We start from the raw sequence: 24319 nt of genomic DNA on the forward strand, positions 1-24319 counted from the left end.
TGAGTGTGTAACAAGGCTATCAGGGGCCAGATGACCGGCCCGACAGCCCGTTCTACAATGTGCAGAATTGAACCGTTTAATCATAACGCAGTCCTTTTGCACTGCCAGAGGAAAGCCCATGCTGATTAGTGAAGCGGCCCGCCTCACCGGCCTGACACCCAAGATGATCCGGCACTATGAGGATCTGGGCCTGGTAAATAGTGTCCGTGCTCCGAACGGCTATCGTATCTATCAGGCTCAGGACCTGGACACCTTGCACTTTATCGTCCGCGCCAAAGAACTGGGTTTTAATCTGGCCGATATTCAACAACTGACCAGTCTGTGGCGCAATCAGCAGCGCCCCAGCTCTGAGGTCAAGCAGTTGGCTCAAGCCCATATTCAGGACCTGGAAAGCCGGGCGGCCTTGCTGCTGGATATGGCTGCCAAACTGCGTGTCCTGGCCGAGCAATGTCAGGGCGATCAGCATCCCGACTGTCCGATCCTGGATGGGCTGGAGGGCGGCTGTTGTCACCCGAGTACGCCAGATAAGACTGCCGTGCCGCCCCGAAGTAATCATGCATCCGCTGCAGGCCCGCTTTGAGACATCGGCCCCGGCGGGTGGTAAGCGGCTTCCCCCAAGCCGATCTACGCCGCTGAAAAAGCGTGGACTCTGACCGCTTGTGCCGACTTGCCACCTTCACCCGCACAAACACAAAAAAGCCTGAGCTCAAGGAGAACTCAGGCTTTTGCTTCTTGTGTCTTGGATGGGCTGCTCAGCCGCACCGACTTCGGGCTCAGGCCGCGCGCCACTCCGTCACAAATTGCTGCGGCTCGGGACGTTGCGCAGGACCTAGCGTGTGAATGGGCGTACCCACCGACACAAAGCCCAGGAACTGATAATCCAGGGAGTCAAAGCCCAAGGCTTCAGGAACTTCCTCACCGTAGGTCCCCAGGCCCGTGCTCCAGAACGCTCCAAAACCCAGTTGGTGAGCCGCATGCAGCATATTGCTAACCGCAGCACCCGTTGCCAGAACACGCTCCAGCTCAGGAATTTTTTCCTCGCCATGATCGATGTGGCTAGCCACGGCAATCAGCAAAGGGACTTTTGCCAACCAGGCACGTACGCTGGCCGCCTTCTGCTCGGTCAAGGGTGTGCCCGCACGTTCGTTAGCCGCAATCGCCAACTCGCCCAAAGCCTGTACATTTTCACCACGAATCAGGCAAAAGCGCCAGGGCTGCAAACGGCCATGATCGGGAGCGCAAACGGCAGCGCGCAAAATCAGGTCCAACTCCTGTTCGCTCGGGCCGGGGCCTTGCACCAGCTTGATGGAACGTCGGGACAACAAGGAATCAATGGTACTCATAGTGCTTCCAGAATCAGTAAAGAATGCCCTGCCCGGCTGGCAGGGCTCGGTCAGGCGTGAGCAGGAGCGCCCGCTTGTACCAGCAAGGCTTTCATGTCGCGCACGGCTTTTTCCCAACCATCAAAGACAGCCTGCGCAACAATGGCGTGACCAATATTGAGCTCAGCCAGACCTGGTAACGCCGCGATGGCCTGGACATTGCCGTAATGCAGGCCATGACCCGCATTCACACGCAAACCTTGCGAGACGCCTTGCGCGATACCCGCACGAATGCGTTCCAGCTCGCTGGCAGCCTGCTCGGGCGTTTGAGCATCCGCATAGGCGCCGGTATGCAGCTCGATCACCGTGGCGCCCACTTGACTGGCAGCACGAATTTGCGCGGGATCAGCGTCAATGAAAAGCGAAACACGGATGCCCGCAGCCTGCAACTGCTCAACCGCTGCCCTGACCTGATCCAGATGCCCCAGTACATCCAGCCCCCCTTCGGTGGTCAGTTCGGCGCGGTGCTCGGGAACCAGGCAGACATCATCCGGCTTGATACGGCAAGCGATGTCCAGCATTTCGATAGTGATGGCGCACTCCAGATTCATCCGGGTGCGCAACACAGGGCGCAGGGCCTCGACATCGGCATCCTGAATATGACGCCGATCTTCACGCAGGTGTAAGGTAATCAGGTCCGCTCCGGCTTCTTCTGCTCGCAAAGCGGCCTGAACAGGATCAGGGTAGGTGGTCAGACGCTGCTGGCGCAGCGTCGCCACATGATCGATATTGACGCCCAGTTCTAACATTCCCCAAGGACCTCCGTAGTTTCAGGGATGAATGACCAGACACATTATCGCCTGTTTACTCCGGTGCTGTCCCGGCTGCCTGGATCTTTGTGTCAGGCTGGACGGTTTCGGCAGACCATCCACCGCCCAAGGCCTTATACAACTCCACCCGGTTCATCAGCGAGGCCAGACCCGTCTGGATATAAGCCTGACGGGTTCCATACAGGCTGACTTCGGCCGTTTGCACCTGCAAAAAGCTGTCTATCCCCACCTCGTAGCGCAATTTGGCCAGACGCAAGGTCTCGCTGGCAGCCTGATCGACTTCCTGCAAGGCATCAATCTGCTGCCCATAGGTCGCCTCGCCCGCCAGTGCATCGGCCACCTCACGGAACGCATCCTGAATGGTTTTCTCGTACTGGCTGATCGCAATATCACGACGCGCCTGGGCCAGATCCAGATTGGCCCAGGTGCTGCCCGAGAGCAAGGGCATGGTAATTTGCGGCTGGAACTGCCAGTACCGGTTGTCTGAGCTGAACAAACCACCCAGCTCCGGGCTCATGAAGCCTAACAAACCGGTCAGACTCAAACGCGGGAAAAAAGCCGCGCGCGCCGCACCAATGCTGTAGTTCGAACCGCGCAGCACGTGCTCGGCGGCCAGAATGTCAGGACGACGCTCCAGCAACTGCGCCGGCAAGCCCACCGGCAAACGGGGCATCAACTGCGCACGGGTGAAGGGCAAGCCAGCGGGCAGATCATCCGGGATCTCACCACCCAGCAGGACTTGCAAGGCATTCAAAGCACGTTGACGATCCCGTTCGACCGCCTGCATATCGGACCGCACAGTGTTGTATTGCACCTTGGCCTGATTCAGGTCCAAAGCAGACACCGTGCCGGCATCGTAGGAGGACTGCACCAAACGCAAAGTCTCTTGACGACTGCGCAAGGTGTTGCTCATCAAGGCATGCAGCTCTTCAGCCGTGCGTACCTTGAAGTAGGCCTCCGCCGTTCCCGCCACCAGCGCGATATGGGCCGTGCGTTGGGCCTGCTCAGTCGCAAAATACTGTTCGCGAGCGGCACGGGCCAGATCACGCACACGACCGAAAAAGTCCAGCTCAAACGCAGTGATGCCCACTCCAGCCTGGAACGTGCGGGTCACCGGAGCCGAGGTCGGGCCAGCAGGACGCAGCTCTGCGGGCGTGTGAGTGGCCTGCTGAGCTGCCTGAACGCCAATGCTGGGCAGTTGATCGCTGCGCGCCACGCCATATTGGGCGCGCGCCTCTTCGATACGTTGAGTCGCAATGCGCAAGTCGCGGTTGTTCTCCAGAGCGCGCTCAATCAGGACATGCAAGCGTGGATCGGTGAAGAACTCACGCCAGCCCAGATCGGCGGCCTGCACCGCCTCCGTCTGGCCCTGCTGGGCCAGGGGAAACTGAGCGGGCACCGGCGCCGCCGGACGCTCATACTTTGGCGCCAAGGAGCATGCCGACAAGGCAAAGGCTACAGCCAGCACCAGGGGACTACGTAAAAACATGCTAGACATCAGTGCTGTCCTCCTTGCGAACCGGGCTGCTGCGCAGCTTGCTTGGCCAGTTCTTCCTCGTGCAGTTTGGCGGCTTCGCCAAACAAGCGAGGCTTGGTTTTAAAGAGCTTGAGGATAACGACGAAGAAGGTCGGCACCATCAAGACAGCCAAAGGCGTGGCGGCCAACATGCCACCGAGCACACCCAGACCCACGGCGTTCTGGCTAGCTGCGCCCGCACCGCTGGAAGTCGCCAGTGGCACCACCCCCAGCACAAAGGCAAAGGAGGTCATCAAAATAGGACGAAAACGCAGACGGGCTGCTTCCAGGGTGGCGTCGATCAGTGTCGCGCCCCGGGCATACGCATCCTTGGCAAACTCCACAATCAGAATCGCGTTCTTGGCTGATAGCCCGATCACCGTCACGATACCTACCTGGAAGTACACATCATTCGGCATGCCCAGACCAGAGACCAGCAACACCGACCCCAGCATGCCCAACGGCACCGCCAGCATCACCGACAGTGGAATGGCCCAGCTTTCATACAAGGCCGCCAGCAGCATGAACACCACCAACACAGCCAGCCCCATCAAAATTGTCGACTGACCCGCTGCCTGACGCTCCTGGTATGACAGACCGGTCCAGTCCACCCCAAAGCCGCTAGGCAGCTGCTTCATCAGGTTTTCCATCTCGATCATGGCTTCGCCGGAGGTGTAGCCGGGTGCAGGACCGCCACCAATACGCACCGACTCGTAACTGTTGTAGCGTACGATCTGCACAGGACCCTGCTCAGTTGTCTGGCTGACAAAAGCGGACAGCGGAACCATCTTGCCTTCGCTATTGCGCGCGTTGAGTTTGAGCACATCATCGATGGTCATGCGGTAGGGAGCATCAGCCTGCAGCCAGACGTTTTGCACCCGACCCTGGTTCGTGAATTTACCCACAAAGGACGAACCCAGCGCACCGCTGATCAGGGACGAGACTTCGCTAAAGTTCACCCCCAAGGCCGCGGCCTTGTCCCGGTCAATCTCCAGACGAATTTGCTTGCCCGGACTCAGGCCGGTGATACGCACACTTTGTGGATCAAAAACAGGGCTTTGCTTGGCCAGGCTTAACAACTGCTCGGCTGCCGCCATCAGTGCGTCGTGGCCCATGCCTGCCCGATCTTCCAGCCGCATATCGATACCCGAGGAATTACCCAGGGCAGAAATGGCCGGCGGCACAATGGCGATCACCATGGAGTCAGGCAAACCGAACAGCAGTTGACCCATGGCCCGGCCGGAAATGGCCTGTGCCGAGTTTTCCTCTCCCTTGCGCTCGTTAAAGTCCTTCAAGGGCACAAAGGCAATGGCCGAGTTCAAGCCGCTACCGTTAAAACTGAAACCCTGCACGGCAATGATGTTCTCGACCTGAGGCTGCTCTTTGAAGTAGTCCTCGACCTTGGCGATGGTTTCAATGGTGCGGTTGGCGGTCGAGCCGGCGGGCAGCTCAATATTAGCAATCACGTAGCCCTGGTCTTCTTCGGGCAGGAATGCAGTGGGCATGCGCACATACAGGAAGCCGAGCACCAACACCATAAGCAGATAGATAAACATCATCCGGCCGCCACGGCGCAAGGTCTTGCCTACAAAGCTTTCATAGCCGTTGGTCGTACGCATGAAGACACGGTTGAACCAGCCAAAAAAGCCACGCTTGGTTTCGTGATGACCTTTCGGAATCGGTTTCAGCAAGGTCGCGCACAGCGCAGGCGTGAAGGTCAAGGCCAGGAAACCGGAAAACGCGATGGACACGGCCATGGCTACCGAGAACTGACGGTAAATAACGCCGACCGAACCGGCCATGAAAGCCAGGGGCAGGAACACCGCCGACAAGACCAGCGTAATACCTACAATGGCGCCACTGATTTGCGGCATGGCTTTCTTGGTCGCTTCTTTAGGCGAGAGCCCGTCCTCGACCATGATACGTTCGACGTTCTCCACCACCACGATGGCATCGTCGACCAAAATACCAATGGCCAGCACCATCGCGAACATGGTCAGCACGTTTACCGACATGCCCAGCACCTGCATCACCGCAAAGGCACCCAGAATGGCCACGGGCACCACCAAGGCCGGGATGACGGTGTAACGTACGTTCTGCAAAAACACGTACATCACGATAAACACCAGCACCATGGCTTCCAGCAGGGTGTAGACCACTTGCGTGATGGACTTGTCCACGTAAGGCGAGGTGTCGTAAGGAATATCGTAGCGAATATTATCCGGGAAAAACTCGGAGAGCTTTTCCATCTCGGCCTTGATGGCCGCCGCGGTATCCAGGGCGTTGGCCTCGGGCAGCAGGGAAATCGCAAAGGCCGCTGTAGGTTTGCTGTTCAGGCGCGCCCCAAACTGGTAGTTGTCCGCCCCCACTTCGACCCGCGCCACATCTTTGATACGCACCGTCGAACCATCCGGCTGGGAGCGCAAGATGATGTTCTCAAACTCTTCCACGGTCTGGAGCTGGCCATTGACCGTGATGGGCGCTGCCACACGCTGACTTTCCAGATTAGGAGGCCCGCCCAAGATACCGGCAGACACCAGCATATTCTGCTGGCGGATGGCCGTGGTGACGTCCGAAGGGGTCATCTGATAGCCGACCAGCTTGGCCGGATCAAGCCAGACCCGCATGGCTCGACCAGAGGCAAACAACTGGAATCGGGCCACACCAGGCACACGGGAAATCGTGTTTTTGATGTTGCGCTCGATGTAGTCGGCCAGCGCGGTCTGATCCAGGCTGCCGTCTGTCGAGGACAAGGTCGCCACCAGCAAAAAGCCGGTACTGGACTGCTCGACGTGCAGGCCCTGCTCCATCACTGCCGTCGGCAAGGACGCGGTAATGTTGCTGACCCGGTTCTGCACGTCCACCTGCGCCAGATCAGGATTGGTGCCGGGACGGAAGGTGGCGGTAATCTCAGTGGAGCCATAGGAGTCACTGACAGACTCGTAGTACAGCAGCCCCTTGGCGCCGTTCAACTGGTCTTCAATCACACTGGCTACTGTGCTGGCCACATCCTCGGCAGTCGCCCCCGGGTAGGTCGCCCGGATCGTGACCGAAGGCGGTGCCACATCGGGATACTGCGCCACGGGCATATTGGGCAATGCCAATAAGCCAAATAGCGTGATCGCCAAGGCAACGACCCATGCAAAAATGGGCCTTTCAATAAAAAACTGAGGCATGTCGCTTACTCGCTAGACTTGGCTTCGTTTGGCTCAGCCGCTGCGGCCGGCTGCTGTGCGGGAGTCGCATCAGAGGCTGGCGCCGCGGCGGGCTTATCCCCTTTCCAGGGAATGGTCTGGACCGGGGCACCGGGGCGAATCTTCTGGAAACCCTCAACAATGATCTGGTCACCGGCCTGCAGGCCTTTGTTCACGACATACTGGCCATCGTGCTCAGGTCCGAGCACCACGGGTACGGACTGAGCTTTTCCGTCACGAACCACGTAAAGATTGGATGAGCCATCCGAGGTGTACTGCACTGCCTGGGCAGGCACCAGCAAGGCATCGGGAATAACCCCTTGCTCCAGACGCAGGCGAACATACATACCTGGCAGGAGAATTTCATCGGGGTTGGGGAACACGGCCCGCAGCGTAACCTGGGAGGTGGACGGGTCCACACTGACACCACTAAACAGCAGCACGCCGTCCTGGTCGTACAGCGAGCCATCTTCCAGCACCGCCTTGGCTTTGGCCTGGCCCTCGCCGGCCGACTTCAGGCTCCCATCGGCCATGGCACGACGCAGCTGGCTAAGTTCGGCGGTCGAACGGGTCACGTCTATATACACACGATCCAGTTGCTGTACCGTTGCCATGTGCGTGGCATTGGTCGCTGACACCAAAGCGCCTTCGGTAATCAGCGCTCTGCCAATGCGTCCGGCAACAGGAGAGACAACCTTGGTATATCCCAAATCGATAGTGGCGCTTTCCAGGGCCGCCTGGGCGGCGGCAATGGAGGCCTCAGCCTGCATGGCCCGTGCCTTGGCGTTATCGTAATCCTGACGCGAAACCGCGTTTTCCTTGATCAGGCGCTCATACCGCTGTGCCAGTTGACGGGCGCTTTGCGCATCAGCCTGAGCATTTTTCAACTGGGCCGCCGCCTGATTGCGCACCGCACGGTAAGGGGCGGGATCAATGGTAAACAAAAGCTGGTCCTGCTTGACCTCAGCGCCTTGCTCAAAGTTGATCTCTTCAACAATGCCGGACACACGGGCACGGATTTGTGCATCTTTGATCGCTTCGACTCGTCCAGGCAGCTCGGAGAACAACTCGGTAGAGGTCGGTTGGACGGTAATCACGCTGACCGGGACCTTCATCCCGCCGGCCGGAGCTTGAGGCTCTTTGTTGCCGCAGGCGGCCAGAAGAACCAGGGAAGAGAAGACAGCAATGCGAAATGGCTGTCGACCCAGCAAGCTTTTAAATGACATGAAGAACTCCTGAGCTAAGCGTTGCATGGGAGTTTAACGCTTAAACTGACTGGATTGTATGGTTTGGACAAGCAGCAAGTATATGTCGAAAAAGCCTAAATCAAACAGCAAAATTTGCGATGAGACTCATTCCGATCATGCAATCATTTGGCGCCTACGAGTAGCCCGCTCCCACCTGATCCCCGTCCCGTCGTCGGCCCACCTCAAAAGAACACGTATTATCATATACCTAGGGTTTGATGAATATAAAAAAACCGCGTTTAACCCCCTAGAGTTGACGCGGTTTTCCAGATCCGGAATAGTGCTTTCTAACCGAGCAACAAACTATCGTCGGCCAGAGTTTCACCCCGCACCTTCTCGAACATCTCCAGCAAATCACGCACATCCAGACCCTTGCGCTGTTCACCGCTGACATCCAGCACCACCTTGCCCTGATGCAGCATTACCGTCCGATCGCCGACATCCAGCGCCTGACGCATACTGTGCGTGACCATCATGGTGGTCAGCCCGCCCTCACGCACAATGCGGTTGGTCAGCTGCAAAACAAAGTCGGCTGTACGCGGGTCCAGAGCGGCGGTATGTTCATCGAGCAGCAAAATTTTGGAGGGGCGCAAGGCGGCCATCAGCAAGCTGACCGCCTGGCGCTGACCGCCCGACAACAGACCGATACGATCCGTCAGACGGTTTTCCAACCCCAGGCCCAAGGTTTCCAGACGCGCTGCAAACTCGGCGCGCATGGAGTGCCGCACTGCACGGCTTAAACCGCGACGACTGCCCCGACAGGTGGCCAGCGCCATATTCTCTTCGATCGTCAAGTCTTCACAGGTGCCCGCCATGGGGTCCTGAAACACCCGGGCCACCCAGTTGGCGCGCTCCCAGACGGGACGGCGTGTGACATCCACATTATCGATCAGGATGTGGCCTTCATCCACGGACTGATCGCCCGATATGGCATTCAAGAAGGTGGACTTGCCCGCGCCGTTGGAACCGATCACGGTTACAAACTGGCCTTCAGGAATCGTCAGAGACAGGCCGCGCAAGGCACGGGTTTCAATAGGCGTGCCTGGATTAAAGGTCAGGCACAGGTTTTTTGCTTCCAACATTACTGGGCCCCCTTCTGTTTACGAGCACGCTTTTTCTTGAGCAACGGAATCACCAGCGCCACCGTCACCAACAAGGCAGTCACCAGGTTCAGATCCTGCGCTTTCAGACCGATCACATCCGCGTTCAGCGCCAAGGCAATGAAGAAGCGGTACAGAATCGCACCGAGCACCACGGCCAGCGTCGCATAAAACAGCTTGCGGGCAGGCAGGATGCTTTCGCCCACAATCACGGCCGCCAAACCAATGACGATGGTCCCGATCCCCATGGAAATATCGGCCCCGCCCTGCGACTGAGCAAACAGGGCTCCCGCCAAGGCCACCAGAGCGTTGGAGATGGCCATGCCCAGCAAAAGCATATTGCCGGTTGCCACACCCTGCGCACGCGCCATGCGGGCGTTGGCTCCGGTAGCCCGCATCGCCAGACCCGTTTGCGTGCCGAAAAACCAGTCCAGTGCCAGCTTGGCCACCAGAACCAGGCCAATCAACAACAATGGACGCGCAATATAGTCGGCGATGGCGTCGGGCTGCAGGATCGTAAAGACCGTTGGCTCCATGATCAAGGGCACATTGGGGCGTCCCATGATACGCAGATTGATGGAGTACAAGGCAATCATCATCAGGATACTGGCCAGCAGATCCATGATTTTCAGACGCACGTTCAACCAGCCAGTGATGGTGCCCGCAATGGCACCGGCAAAGGTCGCGACCACGGTGGCTAGAAACGGGTCATTGCCCTGGCTGATAAGGATGGCGGCTACTGCCCCACCCAAAGGAAAACTGCCATCGACCGTCAGGTCAGGAAATCGCAGGATGCGAAAAGAGATCAGAACCCCCAGAGCAACCAGTCCGAAAATCAGACCAATTTCCAGGGCCCCCCACATTGAATAGATAGACATATTGTTGGACGTCTAGGATACAAAAGAAACAGGCGGGCAGCTTGTGGCAACCCACCTGCAAGAAGCAGTCAGCTCAGGCTTATTCGACGATTTTTGTGGCGGACTTCACGAAGTCCTCGTTGAGCGAAACACCTTGACGCTTGGCCGCGCCCGGATTGACGTAGAGCTCCAGTTTGGTGCTGGTCTCGGAAGCCATGTCGCCCGGTTTTTCGCCTTTAAGAATACGAATGACCTGCTGACCGGTTTGCAGACCCAGATCGTAATAATTCACACCCAGGGCCGCAATGGCACCGCGGGCCACGCTGTCGGTGTCCGATGCAATCAGAGGCACCTTGGCATCAACGCCCACTTTGACCAAGGACTCGTAAGCCGACACGACGTTATTGTCAGTATTGGTGTAGATCACATCGACCTTGCCCACCAGACTGCGCGCCGCTGCACCCACGTCCACGGTACGAGGAGCAGTGGCTTCAACCAGCGTCATGCCGTGTTTGGGCAACAGCTCTTTCATTTCTTTAACAACCACGGCGGAGTTGGCTTCGCCAGGGTTGTAGACCATGCCCACGCGCTTGGCATCGGGCACAACTTTCTTGATCAGATCAACCTGGGCTTCCAGGGCCAGGGCATCGGACACACCTGTCACGTTGGTGCCCGAGGGCGCCATGCTGGGCACCAGATGCGCGACCACGGGATCGGTCACCGCGGAATACACCACAGGAATGGTTTTGGTTGCCGACACCACCGCCTGCGCGGACGGCGTCGAAATGGCCACGATCACATCTGCCTTGTCGCCGACAAACTTGCGGGCGATCTGGGCGGCAATCGCAGGGTTGCCCTGCGCGGTCTGAAACTGCCATTTGAAGCCGGAGGCTTCGGTGTACCCGGCATCGGTCAGCGCTTTGTGTACCCCATCCTTAATGGCGTCCAGGGCCGGATGTTCCACAATTGACGACACCGATACAGATTGCGCTTGAACGGCAGCGCCCGACATCAATCCAACACAAGCCAAAGCGGCCGCCACCTGATGCACCGATCTGATCAGTTTCATCCAATACTCCTTAGATGCAAAAAAACGAAAATTTTAGGTTTTAAGTCTAACGCGAACAGCCGGAATTTTCCCCCTGAGGTAATCCCTGCCCCAAGGCCTTATTGGCCCTGCATCTGGCGTCGAAACGAGAGCAGCTCGCGCGCCCAGCGCGTAGCCGGCAAACCATAATCAGCCTGCACCTGCTCGGCACGACTGAGCAGTTCGCCCGCGGTCATCTCCAGGGTGCTGCCTTTAAAGGCCAGAACGACCTGATTGCCCTCATCCATTTCGGGCAAGAGCAGTACTTTGCCATTAAAAGCGGCGCGAATGTTGTCAATATTATGTTTGAAGCTGGGATGCGCGCCAAAAAGATTGACGGTCATGATGCCCTCGTCTTCCAGAACGGCACGGCAGTCCTGATAAAACTCCAGACTGTCTCGCACAGGACCTTGCGCATCGGCATCATACAAATCCACCATCAAGGCCCGATATTGACCATGTTGCCCGCTGTCTTGTACCCATACGCCGGCATCGGCCTGATCGATCAGCGAGCGCGCGCTGCGAGGCAAGCGAAAGAAAGCATGACACATGCCAATGACCGAGGGATTCCACTCGACGGTCTGAACCTGGCACGCCGTCTGCTTCAAACAGAAACGCAGCAAGGACCCGGCTCCCAGACCCAGAATGGCCAGCTTGTGCTCAGGTTTGGGGTCTTCCATGAACAGCAACCAGGCCATCATTTGCTGCGTATAAGCCAAGACCAGCTCGGCGGGCTTGCGAATGCGCATCGCGCCTTGAATCCACTCCGTGCCAAAGTGCAGATAACGAATCCCTTCGCTTTCCGACAATGTGGGGCTGTCATCCCCCTGCTCACCTGCCATGAAACTCTTCCTTGCAAATCAGTCAGGCCCGCCCGCTCAGACCGAGTGCTCAGCGCGGGGCCACGCCATGGTCCGAACCTGCAGACACAGAAAACATCGCCGGAAGGCGGCATTGCGCCACTTCCGGCGTTTTTTAGCAAGGCGCCATCATAACAGCGATCACCGCAGAGCAAAGAGCAGATTCAGACGCGCCCCACCATGACGACCGTATCCTGACCGCCATTCCAGACCCAGGGTGGTCAAGGCGTAGCGGGCTCGACCGCCTTGAATGCGAATCTGCCATTATCCCGATCAGAAGCCGCAAAGACTGGCTGCTCGACCAGCCAGTCCTAGACGTGGTTTCAACACAATTCCGTGTTATTGACTGGGTGCTTAGGGGCCCACAAGAGGGGACGTGGCTAGACCGGTTTTGTCAGGATATATACGCCTGAACCAAAAAAAACCGGAGAGCGGTTTGATCCGCTCCCCGGGTTTTCCATCCTCTCATCAAGGCCGGGACAACCGACCTGCGCAAGCTCAGGGACGCTCAAAAATAGCGGCAATCCCCTGCCCGCCCCCAATGCACATGGTGACCAGGGCATAGCGGCCCTGCACACGCTGCAGCTCATGCAAGGCCTTGACCGTAATGGCGGCACCTGTCGCCCCAATCGGGTGACCCAGGCTGATACCACTGCCGTTGGGATTGACTCGCGCCGGGTCCAGCCCCAACTCGCGCAATACCGCGCATGCCTGGGCGGCAAAGGCTTCATTGGACTCAACCACATCCAGATCAGACACGCTCAAGCCCGCACGTTCCAGCGCCAAACGGCTGGCTGGCACAGGTCCAATGCCCATAATGCTCGGGTCCACACCGGCGTGTCCCCATGACACCAGCCGGGCCAAGGGTTTGAGGCCGCGTTGGCGAGCTTCATCGGCGCACATCAGCAAAACGGCGGCCGCTCCGTCATTCAGGCCCGAAGCGTTGCCGGCCGTCACACTGCCTCCCTCGGGCAGGAACACTGGCTTCAAACCCGTGAAATTGTCCATGGTGGCATCCAGACGCACGTGCTCATCCTGATTAAACACAATCTCGCCTTTGCGGCTTTTCTGGATGATCGGCACGATCTGCTCTTTGAAGTAGCCCTGTTCAATCGCCCGCCGCGCACGCTGGTGCGACTCCAGGGCGAGCTCATCCTGCTCGGCACGGGTGACGCCATATTGACGGGCGACGTTCTCGGCCGTGATCCCCATGTGAACGCGATCAAAAGGATCGGTTAACGCCCCCGTCATCATGTCCATCATGACCGAATCACCCATGCGCGCGCCCCAGCGATGAGCGCTGGCCATGTACGGGGCTCGGCTCATACTTTCTGCTCCGCCTGCCAAAGCAACCTTGGCATCACCCACCAGAATGCCTTGTGCGGCCGAGACAATCGCCTGCAGACCGGAGCCACACAGCCGATTTACATTCATGGCCGGCGTTCCATGTCCCACACCGGCTTGCACGGACGCCACACGCGACAAATACATGTCACGCGGCTCGGTCTGAATGACTTGGCCCATCACCACATGCTGAACGTCTGCCGCTGATACACCGCTTCTGTCCAGCACCGCCCGCAATACGGTGGCCCCCATTTCAATGGGGGACACATTTTTCAAGCCCCCCCCAAAATCCCCAATCGCAGTACGACATGCCTGGACCACCACCACTTCTTTCATATGAATCTCCCTCCATCCCATTGGGATAAGATGACCTGCATAAAAAAAGCCAAGCTGACAAAAACGTTCACTCGAATATACACGGCTGCCATAGAAAACTATAAAGCAGACACAAAGACCTTAATTCGCAGTATGGTTTTATACCTTACCCACAAGACACGTTCTTGATAACTCTTTTTAAAGGATTGCCCCTCATGTACGAGCGTATCCTGGTCTGCACCGACGGCTCAGAACTGTCCGCCCATGCTGTCACCCATGCATTGAACCTGGCTAAAGCCACCGGCGCCAAACTGCTGGCTTTGCGCGTCATTCCCCGGTACCGCCAAAGTTACCTGGAAGGAGGCCCGATTCTGGATCAAAAACTCGATAGCCGCATCGAAGCATCCTGGGTGGAACACGCACAATCCGAACTGGCCGCAGTCAAGCAGGCCGGTAAAGATATTGGCGTGTCTGTCAAAGGCCTGGTGGTGAAATCAGAACTGGTAGCCGATGCAATCATCGCCACTGCCGAAAAACAAAAGGCCGACTTGATCGTCATGTCCTCGCACGGACGCAAAGGCTATAAACGTCTGTTGCTGGGCAGCGAAACCCAGCACGTATTGACGTATTCGGAAATTCCCGTGTTGGTCATCCGCAAAAAAGCCAAGAAAAAATAACACGCGACCAAGCATCTAAACGCAAACTCCGGTTTGCGTTTTTGATTCTCAGGAGGCTTGCATGAGCGTCAGCACACAGGAAAAACGTCGCCGTTTTCGGGCCTTGCATGAAAATGGCCTACTGATTCTGCCCAATCCCTGGGACATAGGCAGTGCCCGCCGGCTCGAGCGCATGGGCGCTCAAGCCCTTGCAAGCAGCAGCGCCGCGTTTGCCTGGTCCAGAGGATTGGAAGACTTTGAAGTGGGGCGCGACGCCCTGCTCGGCCACTTGCGCGAGCTGAGCGCCTGTACCAGCCTGCCCATCAACGCCGACTTTGAAAATGGCTTTGCCGATGAGCCCGAACACGTGGCCACTAACGTCAGTCTGGCCATTGAAACCGGCATCGCCGGTTTGTCCATTGAAGATCGGCAGACGCAGGGCCTGTATGACCTGGATCTGGCCGTTGCCCGGATGCGAGCCGCCAAACAAGCGATTCGCGAGAGTGGTGAGGATGTCATGCTGGTGGGCCGCTGTGAAGGCCTATTGATCGGTGCGCTCAGCCTGGAGGAGACCATAGCAAGACTACAGGCCTTTGCGGCGGCCGGGGCTGACGTGGTTTACGCCCCCGGTTTGCGAGTGCTGGACGACATCGCCCGTCTTGTTCGGGCACTGGCCCCTACCCCGGTCAATGTTCTGCTGATCAACCCCGGCCTGACCGTGCCCGATCTGGCCGCCATAGGTGTGCGACGAGTCAGCACCGGTTCCCAACTGGCCTTGGCAAGTTGGAATCATTTCGAACAAGTGAGCCTGCAACTGCTGGAGCAAGGCCACCTGCCCCCCACTGCAGCGCATCGCCCTTGGCCTTAGCGTGCCGTGACAGACCGGGCAGGCATAAAAAAGCGCAAGCAACCGGGCTTGCGCTTTTTAAGCTCTCAGTCAGAACTCAACTGTCCTGATTCTGCTCGCTGGAAGTGTCCGCCTTGGACTTCTGATCGGCTTCCACGACAGCTTTCTTGGGAGCCACCCAATTCAAGGGCTCGACCTCAAAGGCTTGCTTACGACGTACTGGTTTCGATTTGCTCACGAATAACTCCTGCTCAATATCGACAGGGGGCGCTGCCCTTAGCACCCCGATTTCTTTATTATATCAATGATTAGACCACAAATCAATTCCACACGCGTTATAAGCGCATTATCAGATCAAATTAGACGACGTTGAGCAAAAATAAAAGAAATTAAAACCTAGCTTTTCATAGACAAAAAGGACATCGACTTCTTCGCCCTGCCTTGCTGGCAGGAACCGAACAAGGCCCGGCCCTCCCCTCTCGCTTCACAAGTTGGATTACAACAATAAAGAGACCACGACATGCGCGATTCACACCCCACCGACCACCTGGATCGATCCTTGCGCAGTTTTCTGCGTATTGCACAATTAGGCTCCGTCAGCAAAGCGGCTGAAGATTTAGGACTGAGCCAATCGAGTCTGAGCAAACAACTGAGCGCACTGGAGCAAAGCCTGGGCCAGACGCTATTTATCCGCACCGGACGCGGCGTCAGCCTGAACGATGCCGGCGAGCTACTGCGCCAGGCAATTGAACCGGCATACAGCCGCATTGACAGCGCTATCCACGCCGTGCGCCAGGAACATGGCATCCATTCGGGCACGGTACGGCTGGCGACGGTGCATACCCTAAGCTACTACTTCATGTCGGATGTTGCAGCCGCTTTCATGAGCACCCACCCTGGCGTGAACTTGTCTCTGTTGGGGCGCAGCTCACCAGAAGTGGTGGCCTTGGTCGAAAGCGGCAAAGCCGACGTAGGATTTGTCTACGATTCGGCCGTAGACTGCGGAGGGCTGATTTCCCATTCTTTGTTTGACGATCATATGTGCCGCATCTCTGCCAGACACGAGGCCGTGCCCAGCACGGACCTCCGTCATCAGGACTTGCGCCTGATTGGTTTTCCGCCCCACTATGCCCTGCGCCGCATGATTCACAGCAGCGGGCTGCATCCCGAGTTTGTGGCTGAGGTCGAGACTATAGACGCCATGTTGCGACTGGTGGCGTCCGGACTGGGCGACTGTATTTTGCCCAGCCGTATTCCCGACACCTTGCTGCACGAGCATCAACTGCATAAATACCCCATCGAGCTCCCCAGCCTACAACGTCGGGTGGTGGCGATCTTGCGGGCAGACCGTGACCCACAAGCCCTGACCTCACGGCTGCTCGAATGTGCTTTACGCATAGCTCAAAGCGTGTGACAAGACACTGCAACAAGAGCGTGTCACAAGGGCTCGTTACAGATAGCCAAGCCGTAAAAAAACGGGCCTGACGACCGACATTTCAAGTCTGGAAATTGCCCAGAATCTTGAAGGCCCATCACCTGGCCCGCTCACTTAACGGCTCTAGCCCAAGGCCGGGTTCCCTCTGCGGCCTTGGATTGCACACTGCTTTATTTACTGTGCCACGCAGTCCACGTAGTAGCGTTTCTGACCAGTGGCATCCACCTCTTCCACGAAACCGTGAATATCAGTCCCAAAACCCGGGCACTGACGATGCAGTTCACGCGAGAACTTCAGGAAGTCCACAATCGTTTTGTTGAACGCTTCACCGGGGATCAGCAATGGAATACCCGGTGGGTACGGTGTAATCAGGTTCGTGGTGACACGACCTTCCAATTGATCGATCTCCACGCGCTCTGTGCGGCGCTGCGCAATGCAGGCAAAGGCATCCGCCGGACGCATGACCGGCACCACATCGGACAGGTACATATCGGTCATCAGGCGGGCAATGTCGTGCTTGGCGTAAAGCTGATGCACATGCTGACACAAGTCGCGCAAGCCCATTTCCTCGTAGCACGGGTACTGGCGCGCAAACTGCGGCAGGACACGCCAGACTGGCAAGTTGCGGTCATAGTCATCCTTGAATTGCTGCAGGGCAGTCACCAGGGAATTCCAGCGGCCTTTGGTAATGCCAATCGTGAACATGATGAAAAAGCTGTAGAGCCCAATCTTCTCCACGATCACGCCGCGCTGCGCCAGGAACTTGGTCACGATGGAGGCGGGAATGCCGGTTTCCCCGAATGCCCCCTTCAGATCCAGGCCGGGTGTGACAATCGTTGCCTTGATCGGGTCCAGCATATTGAAGCCGTCTGCCAGGGGACCAAAACCGTGCCATTCGCTATGCTCGGGATCGTCCGTGATGATCCAGTCCTCGGGCTGGCCCACCCCATCTTCGGCCAAGGTCGGCGGACCCCAGACTTTGAACCACCAATCGTCCTCATCGAACTGGGATTCCACCTTGCGCATGGCGCGGCGAAAATCCAGTGCCTCGATAATGCTCTCCTCGACCAGCACGCGACCGCCGGGCGGCTCCATCATGGCGGCCGCCACATCGCAAGAGGCGATGATCGCGTACTGCGGGCTGGTGCTGGTATGCATCAGATAGGCTTCATTGAACAAGTGGCGGTCCAGGCTACGGGTAACCGAATCCTGAGCCAGCACATGGCTGGCCTGACTCAGACCAGCCAGTAATTTGTGCGTGGACTGGGTGGAGAACACCATCGTCTCTTGAGGACGCGGGCGGTTCTTGCCCATGGCATGAAACTGACCATAGAAAGGATGAAACGCCGCGTGCGGAATCCAGGCTTCGTCAAAGTGCAGCACTTCCACATAACCATCCACCGCATTTTTGATGACCTGAGTGTCATAGATGATGCCGTCGTAGGTGGACTGAGTCAGCGTCAGCACACGCGGTTTCACCGTATCGGCATCCAGATGAGACAGCAACGGATGGTTGCGGATCTTCTCGCGAATGGTTTCGATATCAAATTCGCTACGCGCAATGGGGCCGATAATCCCGAAGTGATTACGAGTCGGACGCAAAAACACCGGAATGGCACCGGTCATCACAATGCTGTGCAGGATGGACTTGTGGCAGTTGCGGTCGACGACCACCACATCACCCGGTGCCACAGCATGGTGCCAGACAATCTTGTTACTGGTGCTCGTGCCGTTGGTCACGAAAAAGCAATGGTCAGCATTGAAGATGCGCGCCGCATTGCGTTCGCTGGCACCAATGGCACCGTTGTGATCGAGCAATTGGCCCAGTTCCTCGACGGCATTGCAGACGTCGGCCCGCAGCATGTTTTCACCAAAGAACTGGTGAAAAATCTGCCCCACCGGGCTTTTCAGAAAGGCCACGCCACCGGAGTGACCGGGGCAGTGCCAGGAATAGGAGCCGTCCTCGGCGTAATCGAGCAAGGCTTTCAAAAAGGGGGGTTTGACCCCTTCCACGTAACTGCGCGCCTCCCGCACGATGTGACGCGCCACGAACTCGGGCGTGTCCTCGAACATGTGAATGACGCCTTGCAGCTCGCGCAAAATATCGTTTGGCATATGACGAGCGGTTTTGGTCTCGCCATAGACATAAATAGGCACATCGGTATTGCGCCGGCGAACAGCCCGGATAAAGGCACGCAGATTGACCAGCGCAGGCGCACTGTCTCCATCTTGCGTGAACTCCTCATCATCGATGGACAAAATAAACGCACTGGCACGACTTTGCTGCTGGGCAAACTGACTCAGATCGCCATAACTGGTGGTTCCCAACACCTCGAAGCCCTCGGCCTCGATCGCATCTGCTAATACACGAATGCTCAGACCAGACGCATTTTCAGAACGAAAATCCTCATCGATGATCACAATGGGGAATTGATATTGCATGCCATGTCCTTAATACAAGGGAGTGCCGCAGGGGGCGGCAAAAAAAGGGAGGGACGCCAGTCGCTTTTGTGCTGCAGATCGTACCGATTTTCACGTCCCGTCATTTGACACTTGCTTTTCCCTACGTCCTTGGGCATAATTTTACATGTCCCAGGACAAAACAAAAGGCGTGGTGACAGATTGGCTATGTGACGGACTGCAAATCCGTTCAGGTTGGTTCGATTCCAGCACACGCCTCCATCTTGCTTGCATTCAAGACCGACAAAACTGGCTTAAGTTCCGGTTTGATGCACACAGAAAAAGTCGCCTTTAGGGCGATTTTTTTATTCACTTTTCCTGGGCTGCAAATCGGCACACTCTGCGCTGCGGCCAAGCATTTTCATCCCACTTGGCCCACCAATCCAACTTGGCCTGCAATTTAACACAAGCACGCGCGTGATCTGCGCAAAAAGCCCGCTTTTTCGTGCCCTAAAAACATCACTGCGCATGCAAGACCTGCGAGGTCTTGAACCCTGTCTTTGGAGCTGTTACATGCAAATAATGAACAGTGAAACTCCTGGCCTCACGTGTCTGCTTTTTACTACGACCTAGTACAAACATCCGCCATCCGTATTTGATTCACCCCCGCAAGCCTGCTGGCTTTAAAACCAGCCTTTGGCCTGCGCTGATATGATGGCGGCATTCGCGCATGCTCCAGGTCATCGAGCGGCTTTGTCCGCCCTGCTGGCCGCCTCTGCCTCACCCATAACCATAAGACCGTCTGCAAACGGTTTTCACCGATTCAAGTCGATTGTCGAACACCATGAAATTAACCACCTGGAACGTCAATTCTCTGAACGTTCGTCTTCCCCAAGTGCTGGACTGGCTGGCAGCCAACCCCGTTGATGTACTTTGTCTTCAGGAATTGAAACTGCCGGACGAACGTTTTCCTTTGGAGGCCTTTCAGGAAATGGGCTATCACGCGCATTGGGCTGGTCAGAAGACGTATAACGGCGTGGCCTTGATTTCCCGCGAGCCAGGCACGGACGTACAACGCAATCTGCCCAATTACGAGGACCCCCAGCAACGGCTGCTGGCTGCCACCTACCCCTCGCCGGATGGCCCGGTCCGTGTCGTCAGCGCCTATTGCCCGAACGGGCAATCGCTGGACAGCGACAAATACAGCTACAAGCTGGAATGGTTCGCCGCCTTGCACGACTGGCTGGAAAAAGAATTGCAGCAGTACCCCCGACTGGCTATTTTGGGCGACTATAATATTGCCCCGGCCGACCAGGATGTCTACGATCCCGTGAAATGGGGGGTGGATGTGCTGGTCTCCCCGCCCGAGCGCGCGGCGTTCGAGCGCCTGCTGGCTCTGGGACTACATGATGCCTACCGTCTGTTTGAGCAAGAGGGCAGCCCGTTCACCTGGTGGGACTATCGCCGTTTTGCGTTTCGCCGTGATGCCGGGCTGCGTATTGACCATGCCCTGCTGTCTGATGAACTGAAGGCGCGCTGTCTGGCCTGCGAGATTGACCGTGAGCCACGCGCCAATGAGCAACCTTCGGATCACGCCCCCGTTACCGCCATCCTGTCTTTTAGCTGACACACTCACTTCATTATGCAAATTCAAAGCCAAATCATCGAGCAGACCGACTCGGCCTATGTGCTTGAGATCACCTTGGAAGAGGAACACAAGGTCTGGGCCTATCTGGCCGTCAGCGAACCTGATCTGGATGCGGTTGCCACCATTGTGCCTCCCGAACAATTCGAGGCAGGAGGCGATGTGCATGTCATGGCCATTGCTCAGGCAACGGACGCCCCGCAGGAAGTGGAAGCCGTGCTGTTTTCCATGAACCCCAACGATACGGTCGTCTTTCTGTGCGCCGACACGGCCAGTGTGCAGGCTGTCCTGAATGAGTTTGGGCAGACCGACCCAGACAGCCATTAATTTTTTTATAAAAACACCACTATTTGAGTCCGCTCTCCATGTCCACGAGCTATCCTGGCACCGTTTTTATGGTTGTCGCCCCTAGCGGGGCCGGCAAATCCAGTCTGGTCAACGCCCTGTTGACCAACGATTCCAACATCATGCTGTCCATCTCGGCCACCACGCGCGCGCCGCGTCCCGGAGAGAGTCACGGCGAGCACTATTTCTTCGTGGATAAACCACGTTTTGAGCAGATGTGTGCTGACAACGCCATGCTGGAATGGGCTAAAGTCCATGACAACTACTATGGCACCCCGCGCGAACCCATTCAGAAAGCCTTGCAAGAAGGCCGTGATGTGTTGCTGGAAATCGATTGGCAAGGCGCTCGTCTGGCCCGAGCCCATTTTCCTGAGGCCGTAGGCATTTTCATCCTGCCGCCCTCCTTACCCACCTTGCAGGCGCGTTTACGCAAACGCGGCCAGGACAGCGAAGAGACGATCGCCCGTCGCCTGGAGGCGGCCGAGCACGAAATCGCCCATGTTCACGACTGTCAATATGCTATTATCAATGAGGATTTTGATACGGCATTACAGCAGCTATTGAGTATTGTGCAGGCCAGTCGTTTGCGCACTGCCACTCAGTCAGTACGGCATCGCCAACTCTTTCAACAATTAGGCGCAAATGCCCTGCTGAACCAGGGCTGATCTCCTTCTTATTTCTTTTTGATAACAGGTCTACTATGGCTCGCATCACTATCGAGGACTGCCTGGAGCAGGTCCCTAATCGTTTCAAGCTCACTTTGGCCGCAGCTTACCGTGCGCGTGAACTGGCCCAAGGCCACGAACCACGCCTGGAGAGCAAGAACAAGCCTACGGTTACCGCCTTGCGAGAAATTGCCTCGGGCGCGACCGGTCTGGAAATGCTGCGTAAAGTTCCTACCTGATCGACACGGGCGGAGCACAGTATGGCATTTTCTGGTTTACGGGGCGCATCGTCTGGGCTGTTGGCCGTCCTTAAAAAAGGTTCACGGCTAGGGCGGCGCAAGCCTAAAGAGAAGACGCCCGCGGCCCAGGCATCGGCCGTGCCAGACAGCGCCAACCCGCCGATTGCCTCGCTGGCTCCCCTCACCAAGATCATCTCGCAGTACCTGGACCCCAAAGATGTGGAACGGGTACGCGAAGCCTACCGCTTCTCCGACCAGGCGCATCTGGGGCAGTTTCGCGCCAGTGGTGAACCCTATATCTCGCACCCGATTGCGGTTACGGAAATCTGTGCCGGCTGGAAGCTGGATACCGATGCCCTGATGTCAGCCCTGCTGCACGACGTGATCGAAGATCAGGATGTCACCAAGCAGGAACTGGCCGAGAAGTTTGGTACAGATGTAGCCGAGATCGTGGATGGCCTGTCCAAACTGGAACGGCTGGAGTTTGCCACCAAAACGCAACAGCAAGCTGACAGCTTTCGCAAGATGCTGCTGGCCATGTCGCGCGATGTACGCGTCATCCTGATCAAGCTGGCTGACCGCTTGCACAATATGCGTACGCTGGACGCGGTCAAGCCCGAAAAGCGCCGCCGTGTGGCCCAGGAAACCCTGGACATTTATGCTCCGATTGCACATCGTCTGGGCTTGAATGCCCTGTTTCGCGAGCTGCAAGACCGCTGCTTCAAGGCCATCTATCCCAACCGCTATAAAGTGCTGCACAAGGCCTTGCTGGCTGCGCGTGGCAACCGCCGAGAAGTCTTGAGCAAGATCACCGAAGCCGTCAAGATTGCCTTGCCGGCTGCCGGGATTGATGCCGAAATTTCCGGCCGCGAAAAGTCGCTCTACAGCATTTTCTGCAAGATGGTCGAGCAGAAGAAATCCTTTTCGGATGTGCTGGACATTTACGGCTTTCGCGTCATTGTGCATACCTTGCCCGAGTGCTACCTGTCTTTGGGCACCCTGCACCAGCTCTATCGCCCCGTGCCAGGGAAATTCAAGGACTACATTGCCATCCCTAAAGTAAATGGCTATCAGTCCCTGCACACAACCTTGATTGGCCCCTACGGCACCCCCGTCGAGTTCCAGTTCCGCACGCGTGAAATGGACCATGTGGCCGAGGAAGGTGTCGCCTCTCACTGGCTGTACAAAGAAGATGACGTCACCCTGAACGATCTGCAAAAGCGCACACACCGCTGGCTGCAGTCCTTGCTGGATATTCAAAGCCAGACGGGTGACTCCACGGAGTTTCTGGAACACGTCAAGGTTGACCTGTTTCCCGATGCCGTTTACGTTCACACGCCTAAAGGCAAGATTATTTCTCTGCCACGCGGCGCGACGCCAGTCGACTTTGCCTACAGCATCCATACGGATATTGGCAATCACGCCGTGGCGTCCAAGATCAATGGCGAGTTCGCCCCCTTGCGCACTGAGCTGAAAAGCGGTGACTCGGTGGAGATCATTACCTCCCCGGCTGCCCGACCCAGTGCCCAATGGTTGAACTACGTCCGTTCGGGCCGCGCCCGTTCGGAGATTCGCCACTACCTGCGCACCGTCAAATACGAGGAATCCGTCGCCTTTGGCCGTCGCCTGCTCGATCAGGCCTTCGACCAGCTAGGTTTGCCTCACGCCACAGACGACGATCCCAACTGGGACAAACTGGCCAAGGGATCGGGCGCCGCATCCCGTGAAGAAATTCTGGCCGATATCGGTTTGGGCAAACGTCTGGCCGCCGTGGTAGCCCGGCGCTTTGCCCCGGAAAACCCTTTGCTGGAAACAACAGCTGCTGAATTTGACGAAATCAGCGCCAACACCTCGGCCCCTATTCTGATTCATGGCAACGAAGGTCAAGCCGTGCAACTGGCCCCCTGCTGTGGGCCTTTGCCTGGTGACGCCATTATTGGGGGGATTCGCCTGGGCCATGGCCTGGTAGTGCACATGGCGGAATGCGCGGTGGCACAGCGCGCCCAGGCCAAGGAGCCGGAGCGTTGGGTGCCGGTGATGTGGGACAGTAATACCGCCCGCCATCTGTCCACCCGACTGGATGTCACCACCATTAATGAACGGGGCGTTCTGGGGCGTCTGGCCGCTGAAATTACCGATGCCGACTCCAACATCTTGCACATCTCCATGCCCGACGAGTCGGCAGCCACTTCCGTACTGCATCTGACCGTTCAGGTGGACAGTCGTACTCATCTGGCCCGCGTTATCCGGGCGATTCGACACGTTCCTCAGGTTCAGAAGATTGTGCGTGTCAAAGGCTAAGCCCATCCGCCCAAGCAAGGTCTGCCCTTAAAACAAAAAAGCCTACTGACAACAGTAGGCTTTTTGTTGGCTTGCCGCCTCAGTCAGCGCGTAGATATCGGCCTACCGTGAAAA

General features: G+C 57.2%; 21 protein-coding genes and 1 tRNA gene. 10 read left to right on the top strand and 12 right to left on the bottom strand.

Annotation, left to right across the window (positions count from 1 at the left end):
* The first annotated feature begins 118 nt into the window (after window positions 1-118).
* On the top strand, window positions 119-580 hold the full coding sequence (locus VF694_RS00935) for a MerR family transcriptional regulator (protein ID WP_440163532.1): 462 nt from the start codon (window positions 119-121) through the stop codon (window positions 578-580).
* 193 nt (window positions 581-773) lie between these two features.
* Here VF694_RS00935 and VF694_RS00940 read toward each other — a convergent pair whose 3' ends face one another.
* From VF694_RS00940 to VF694_RS00985, 10 genes are all read right to left on the bottom strand, one after another.
* Entirely contained in the window at window positions 774-1343 is a 570-nt protein-coding gene (locus VF694_RS00940; RefSeq protein WP_059317587.1) for a nitroreductase family protein, read from the bottom strand.
* Window positions 1344-1393: 50 nt separating this feature from the next.
* On the bottom strand, window positions 1394-2131 hold the full coding sequence (pdxJ, locus tag VF694_RS00945; RefSeq protein WP_059317586.1) for a pyridoxine 5'-phosphate synthase: 738 nt from the start codon (window positions 2129-2131) through the stop codon (window positions 1394-1396).
* 55 nt (window positions 2132-2186) lie between these two features.
* Window positions 2187-3650 carry an efflux transporter outer membrane subunit gene (locus VF694_RS00950; protein ID WP_003799695.1) on the bottom strand — a complete coding sequence of 488 codons (1464 nt, stop codon included), beginning with the start codon at window positions 3648-3650 and terminating at the stop codon, window positions 2187-2189.
* Window positions 3650-6844 carry an efflux RND transporter permease subunit gene (locus VF694_RS00955; RefSeq protein ID WP_003799693.1) on the bottom strand — a complete coding sequence of 1065 codons (3195 nt, stop codon included), beginning with the start codon at window positions 6842-6844 and terminating at the stop codon, window positions 3650-3652. The genes VF694_RS00950 and VF694_RS00955 overlap by 1 nt, the downstream gene beginning before the upstream one ends.
* A gap of 5 nt (window positions 6845-6849) precedes the next feature.
* Window positions 6850-8088 carry an efflux RND transporter periplasmic adaptor subunit gene (locus VF694_RS00960; RefSeq protein WP_003799691.1) on the bottom strand — a complete coding sequence of 413 codons (1239 nt, stop codon included), beginning with the start codon at window positions 8086-8088 and terminating at the stop codon, window positions 6850-6852.
* Between the two features lie 308 nt (window positions 8089-8396).
* Window positions 8397-9191, bottom strand: coding sequence for an ABC transporter ATP-binding protein (locus tag VF694_RS00965; RefSeq protein WP_003799689.1), 795 nt, complete (start codon window positions 9189-9191; stop codon window positions 8397-8399).
* Window positions 9191-10087 (bottom strand): ABC transporter permease, encoded by an 897-nt coding sequence (locus tag VF694_RS00970; RefSeq protein ID WP_003799687.1) that lies wholly within the window; start codon window positions 10085-10087, stop codon window positions 9191-9193. Before VF694_RS00970 ends, VF694_RS00965 begins: the two co-directional genes overlap by 1 nt.
* 79 nt (window positions 10088-10166) lie before the next feature.
* The gene (locus VF694_RS00975) at window positions 10167-11135 is read right to left on the bottom strand and encodes an ABC transporter substrate-binding protein (protein WP_003799686.1); all 969 of its coding nucleotides are present in this window, start codon (window positions 11133-11135) and stop codon (window positions 10167-10169) included.
* A gap of 98 nt (window positions 11136-11233) precedes the next feature.
* Window positions 11234-11995, bottom strand: a complete 762-nt coding sequence (locus VF694_RS00980) for a hypothetical protein (RefSeq protein ID WP_003799684.1) — start codon at window positions 11993-11995, stop codon at window positions 11234-11236.
* Window positions 11996-12511: 516 nt separating this feature from the next.
* Window positions 12512-13693, bottom strand: a complete 1182-nt coding sequence (locus VF694_RS00985; protein WP_131070612.1) for an acetyl-CoA C-acyltransferase family protein — start codon at window positions 13691-13693, stop codon at window positions 12512-12514.
* A gap of 194 nt (window positions 13694-13887) precedes the next feature.
* Between VF694_RS00985 and VF694_RS00990 the strand changes: the two genes are divergently transcribed.
* Together VF694_RS00990 and VF694_RS00995 are read left to right on the top strand one after the other, a co-directional pair.
* On the top strand, window positions 13888-14349 hold the full coding sequence (locus VF694_RS00990) for a universal stress protein (protein WP_003799679.1): 462 nt from the start codon (window positions 13888-13890) through the stop codon (window positions 14347-14349).
* 61 nt (window positions 14350-14410) lie between these two features.
* Window positions 14411-15196 carry an isocitrate lyase/PEP mutase family protein gene (locus VF694_RS00995; protein ID WP_131070613.1) on the top strand — a complete coding sequence of 262 codons (786 nt, stop codon included), beginning with the start codon at window positions 14411-14413 and terminating at the stop codon, window positions 15194-15196.
* 76 nt (window positions 15197-15272) lie between these two features.
* On the opposite strand, the gene VF694_RS01000 is transcribed toward VF694_RS00995, so the two are convergent.
* Window positions 15273-15413, bottom strand: coding sequence for a hypothetical protein (locus tag VF694_RS01000; protein WP_157784319.1), 141 nt, complete (start codon window positions 15411-15413; stop codon window positions 15273-15275).
* A 282-nt stretch (window positions 15414-15695) separates the two neighbouring features.
* On the opposite strand from VF694_RS01000, the gene VF694_RS01005 reads away from it, so the two are divergent.
* Entirely contained in the window at window positions 15696-16589 is an 894-nt protein-coding gene (locus VF694_RS01005) for a LysR family transcriptional regulator (protein WP_003799675.1), read from the top strand.
* Between the two features lie 195 nt (window positions 16590-16784).
* Here the strand turns inward: VF694_RS01005 and VF694_RS01010 are convergent, their stop codons facing one another.
* On the bottom strand, window positions 16785-19052 hold the full coding sequence (locus VF694_RS01010) for an arginine/lysine/ornithine decarboxylase (protein ID WP_219234865.1): 2268 nt from the start codon (window positions 19050-19052) through the stop codon (window positions 16785-16787).
* Window positions 19053-19218: 166 nt separating this feature from the next.
* On the opposite strand from VF694_RS01010, the gene VF694_RS01015 reads away from it, so the two are divergent.
* The 6 genes from VF694_RS01015 to VF694_RS01040 all read left to right on the top strand — a co-directional run bounded on the left by VF694_RS01015 (window position 19219) and on the right by VF694_RS01040 (window position 24205).
* Window positions 19219-19292 (top strand) — tRNA-Cys (locus VF694_RS01015).
* A gap of 562 nt (window positions 19293-19854) precedes the next feature.
* Complete coding sequence (xth, locus tag VF694_RS01020; protein WP_003799672.1) at window positions 19855-20637, top strand: exodeoxyribonuclease III; 783 nt, start codon at window positions 19855-19857, stop codon at window positions 20635-20637.
* 15 nt (window positions 20638-20652) lie between these two features.
* Complete coding sequence (locus VF694_RS01025) at window positions 20653-20982, top strand: hypothetical protein (protein ID WP_003799670.1); 330 nt, start codon at window positions 20653-20655, stop codon at window positions 20980-20982.
* A 38-nt stretch (window positions 20983-21020) separates the two neighbouring features.
* On the top strand, window positions 21021-21665 hold the full coding sequence (gene gmk / locus VF694_RS01030) for a guanylate kinase (RefSeq protein ID WP_003799667.1): 645 nt from the start codon (window positions 21021-21023) through the stop codon (window positions 21663-21665).
* A gap of 35 nt (window positions 21666-21700) precedes the next feature.
* On the top strand, window positions 21701-21904 hold the full coding sequence (gene rpoZ / locus VF694_RS01035; protein WP_003799665.1) for a DNA-directed RNA polymerase subunit omega: 204 nt from the start codon (window positions 21701-21703) through the stop codon (window positions 21902-21904).
* A gap of 21 nt (window positions 21905-21925) precedes the next feature.
* Window positions 21926-24205, top strand: a complete 2280-nt coding sequence (locus VF694_RS01040) for a RelA/SpoT family protein (RefSeq protein WP_059317580.1) — start codon at window positions 21926-21928, stop codon at window positions 24203-24205.
* Window positions 24206-24319: the final 114 nt, after the last annotated feature.

This window comes from Alcaligenes sp. Lyrl_28, assembly GCF_051948705.1.
GTDB classification, from domain to species: domain Bacteria; phylum Pseudomonadota; class Gammaproteobacteria; order Burkholderiales; family Burkholderiaceae_B; genus Alcaligenes; species Alcaligenes ammonioxydans.

Coding starts and splice junctions, on each gene's coding strand:
- VF694_RS00935 (WP_440163532.1), top strand. CDS start 119: ATGCTGATTAGTGAAGCGGCCCGCCTCACCGGCCTGACACCCAAGATG.
- VF694_RS00940 (WP_059317587.1), bottom strand. CDS start 1,343: ATGAGTACCATTGATTCCTTGTTGTCCCGACGTTCCATCAAGCTGGTG.
- pdxJ (WP_059317586.1), bottom strand. CDS start 2,131: ATGTTAGAACTGGGCGTCAATATCGATCATGTGGCGACGCTGCGCCAG.
- VF694_RS00950 (WP_003799695.1), bottom strand. CDS start 3,650: ATGTCTAGCATGTTTTTACGTAGTCCCCTGGTGCTGGCTGTAGCCTTT.
- VF694_RS00955 (WP_003799693.1), bottom strand. CDS start 6,844: ATGCCTCAGTTTTTTATTGAAAGGCCCATTTTTGCATGGGTCGTTGCC.
- VF694_RS00960 (WP_003799691.1), bottom strand. CDS start 8,088: ATGTCATTTAAAAGCTTGCTGGGTCGACAGCCATTTCGCATTGCTGTC.
- VF694_RS00965 (WP_003799689.1), bottom strand. CDS start 9,191: ATGTTGGAAGCAAAAAACCTGTGCCTGACCTTTAATCCAGGCACGCCT.
- VF694_RS00970 (WP_003799687.1), bottom strand. CDS start 10,087: ATGTCTATCTATTCAATGTGGGGGGCCCTGGAAATTGGTCTGATTTTC.
- VF694_RS00975 (WP_003799686.1), bottom strand. CDS start 11,135: ATGAAACTGATCAGATCGGTGCATCAGGTGGCGGCCGCTTTGGCTTGT.
- VF694_RS00980 (WP_003799684.1), bottom strand. CDS start 11,995: ATGGCAGGTGAGCAGGGGGATGACAGCCCCACATTGTCGGAAAGCGAA.
- VF694_RS00985 (WP_131070612.1), bottom strand. CDS start 13,693: ATGAAAGAAGTGGTGGTGGTCCAGGCATGTCGTACTGCGATTGGGGAT.
- VF694_RS00990 (WP_003799679.1), top strand. CDS start 13,888: ATGTACGAGCGTATCCTGGTCTGCACCGACGGCTCAGAACTGTCCGCC.
- VF694_RS00995 (WP_131070613.1), top strand. CDS start 14,411: ATGAGCGTCAGCACACAGGAAAAACGTCGCCGTTTTCGGGCCTTGCAT.
- VF694_RS01005 (WP_003799675.1), top strand. CDS start 15,696: ATGCGCGATTCACACCCCACCGACCACCTGGATCGATCCTTGCGCAGT.
- VF694_RS01010 (WP_219234865.1), bottom strand. CDS start 19,052: ATGCAATATCAATTCCCCATTGTGATCATCGATGAGGATTTTCGTTCT.
- xth (WP_003799672.1), top strand. CDS start 19,855: ATGAAATTAACCACCTGGAACGTCAATTCTCTGAACGTTCGTCTTCCC.
- VF694_RS01025 (WP_003799670.1), top strand. CDS start 20,653: ATGCAAATTCAAAGCCAAATCATCGAGCAGACCGACTCGGCCTATGTG.
- gmk (WP_003799667.1), top strand. CDS start 21,021: ATGTCCACGAGCTATCCTGGCACCGTTTTTATGGTTGTCGCCCCTAGC.
- rpoZ (WP_003799665.1), top strand. CDS start 21,701: ATGGCTCGCATCACTATCGAGGACTGCCTGGAGCAGGTCCCTAATCGT.
- VF694_RS01040 (WP_059317580.1), top strand. CDS start 21,926: ATGGCATTTTCTGGTTTACGGGGCGCATCGTCTGGGCTGTTGGCCGTC.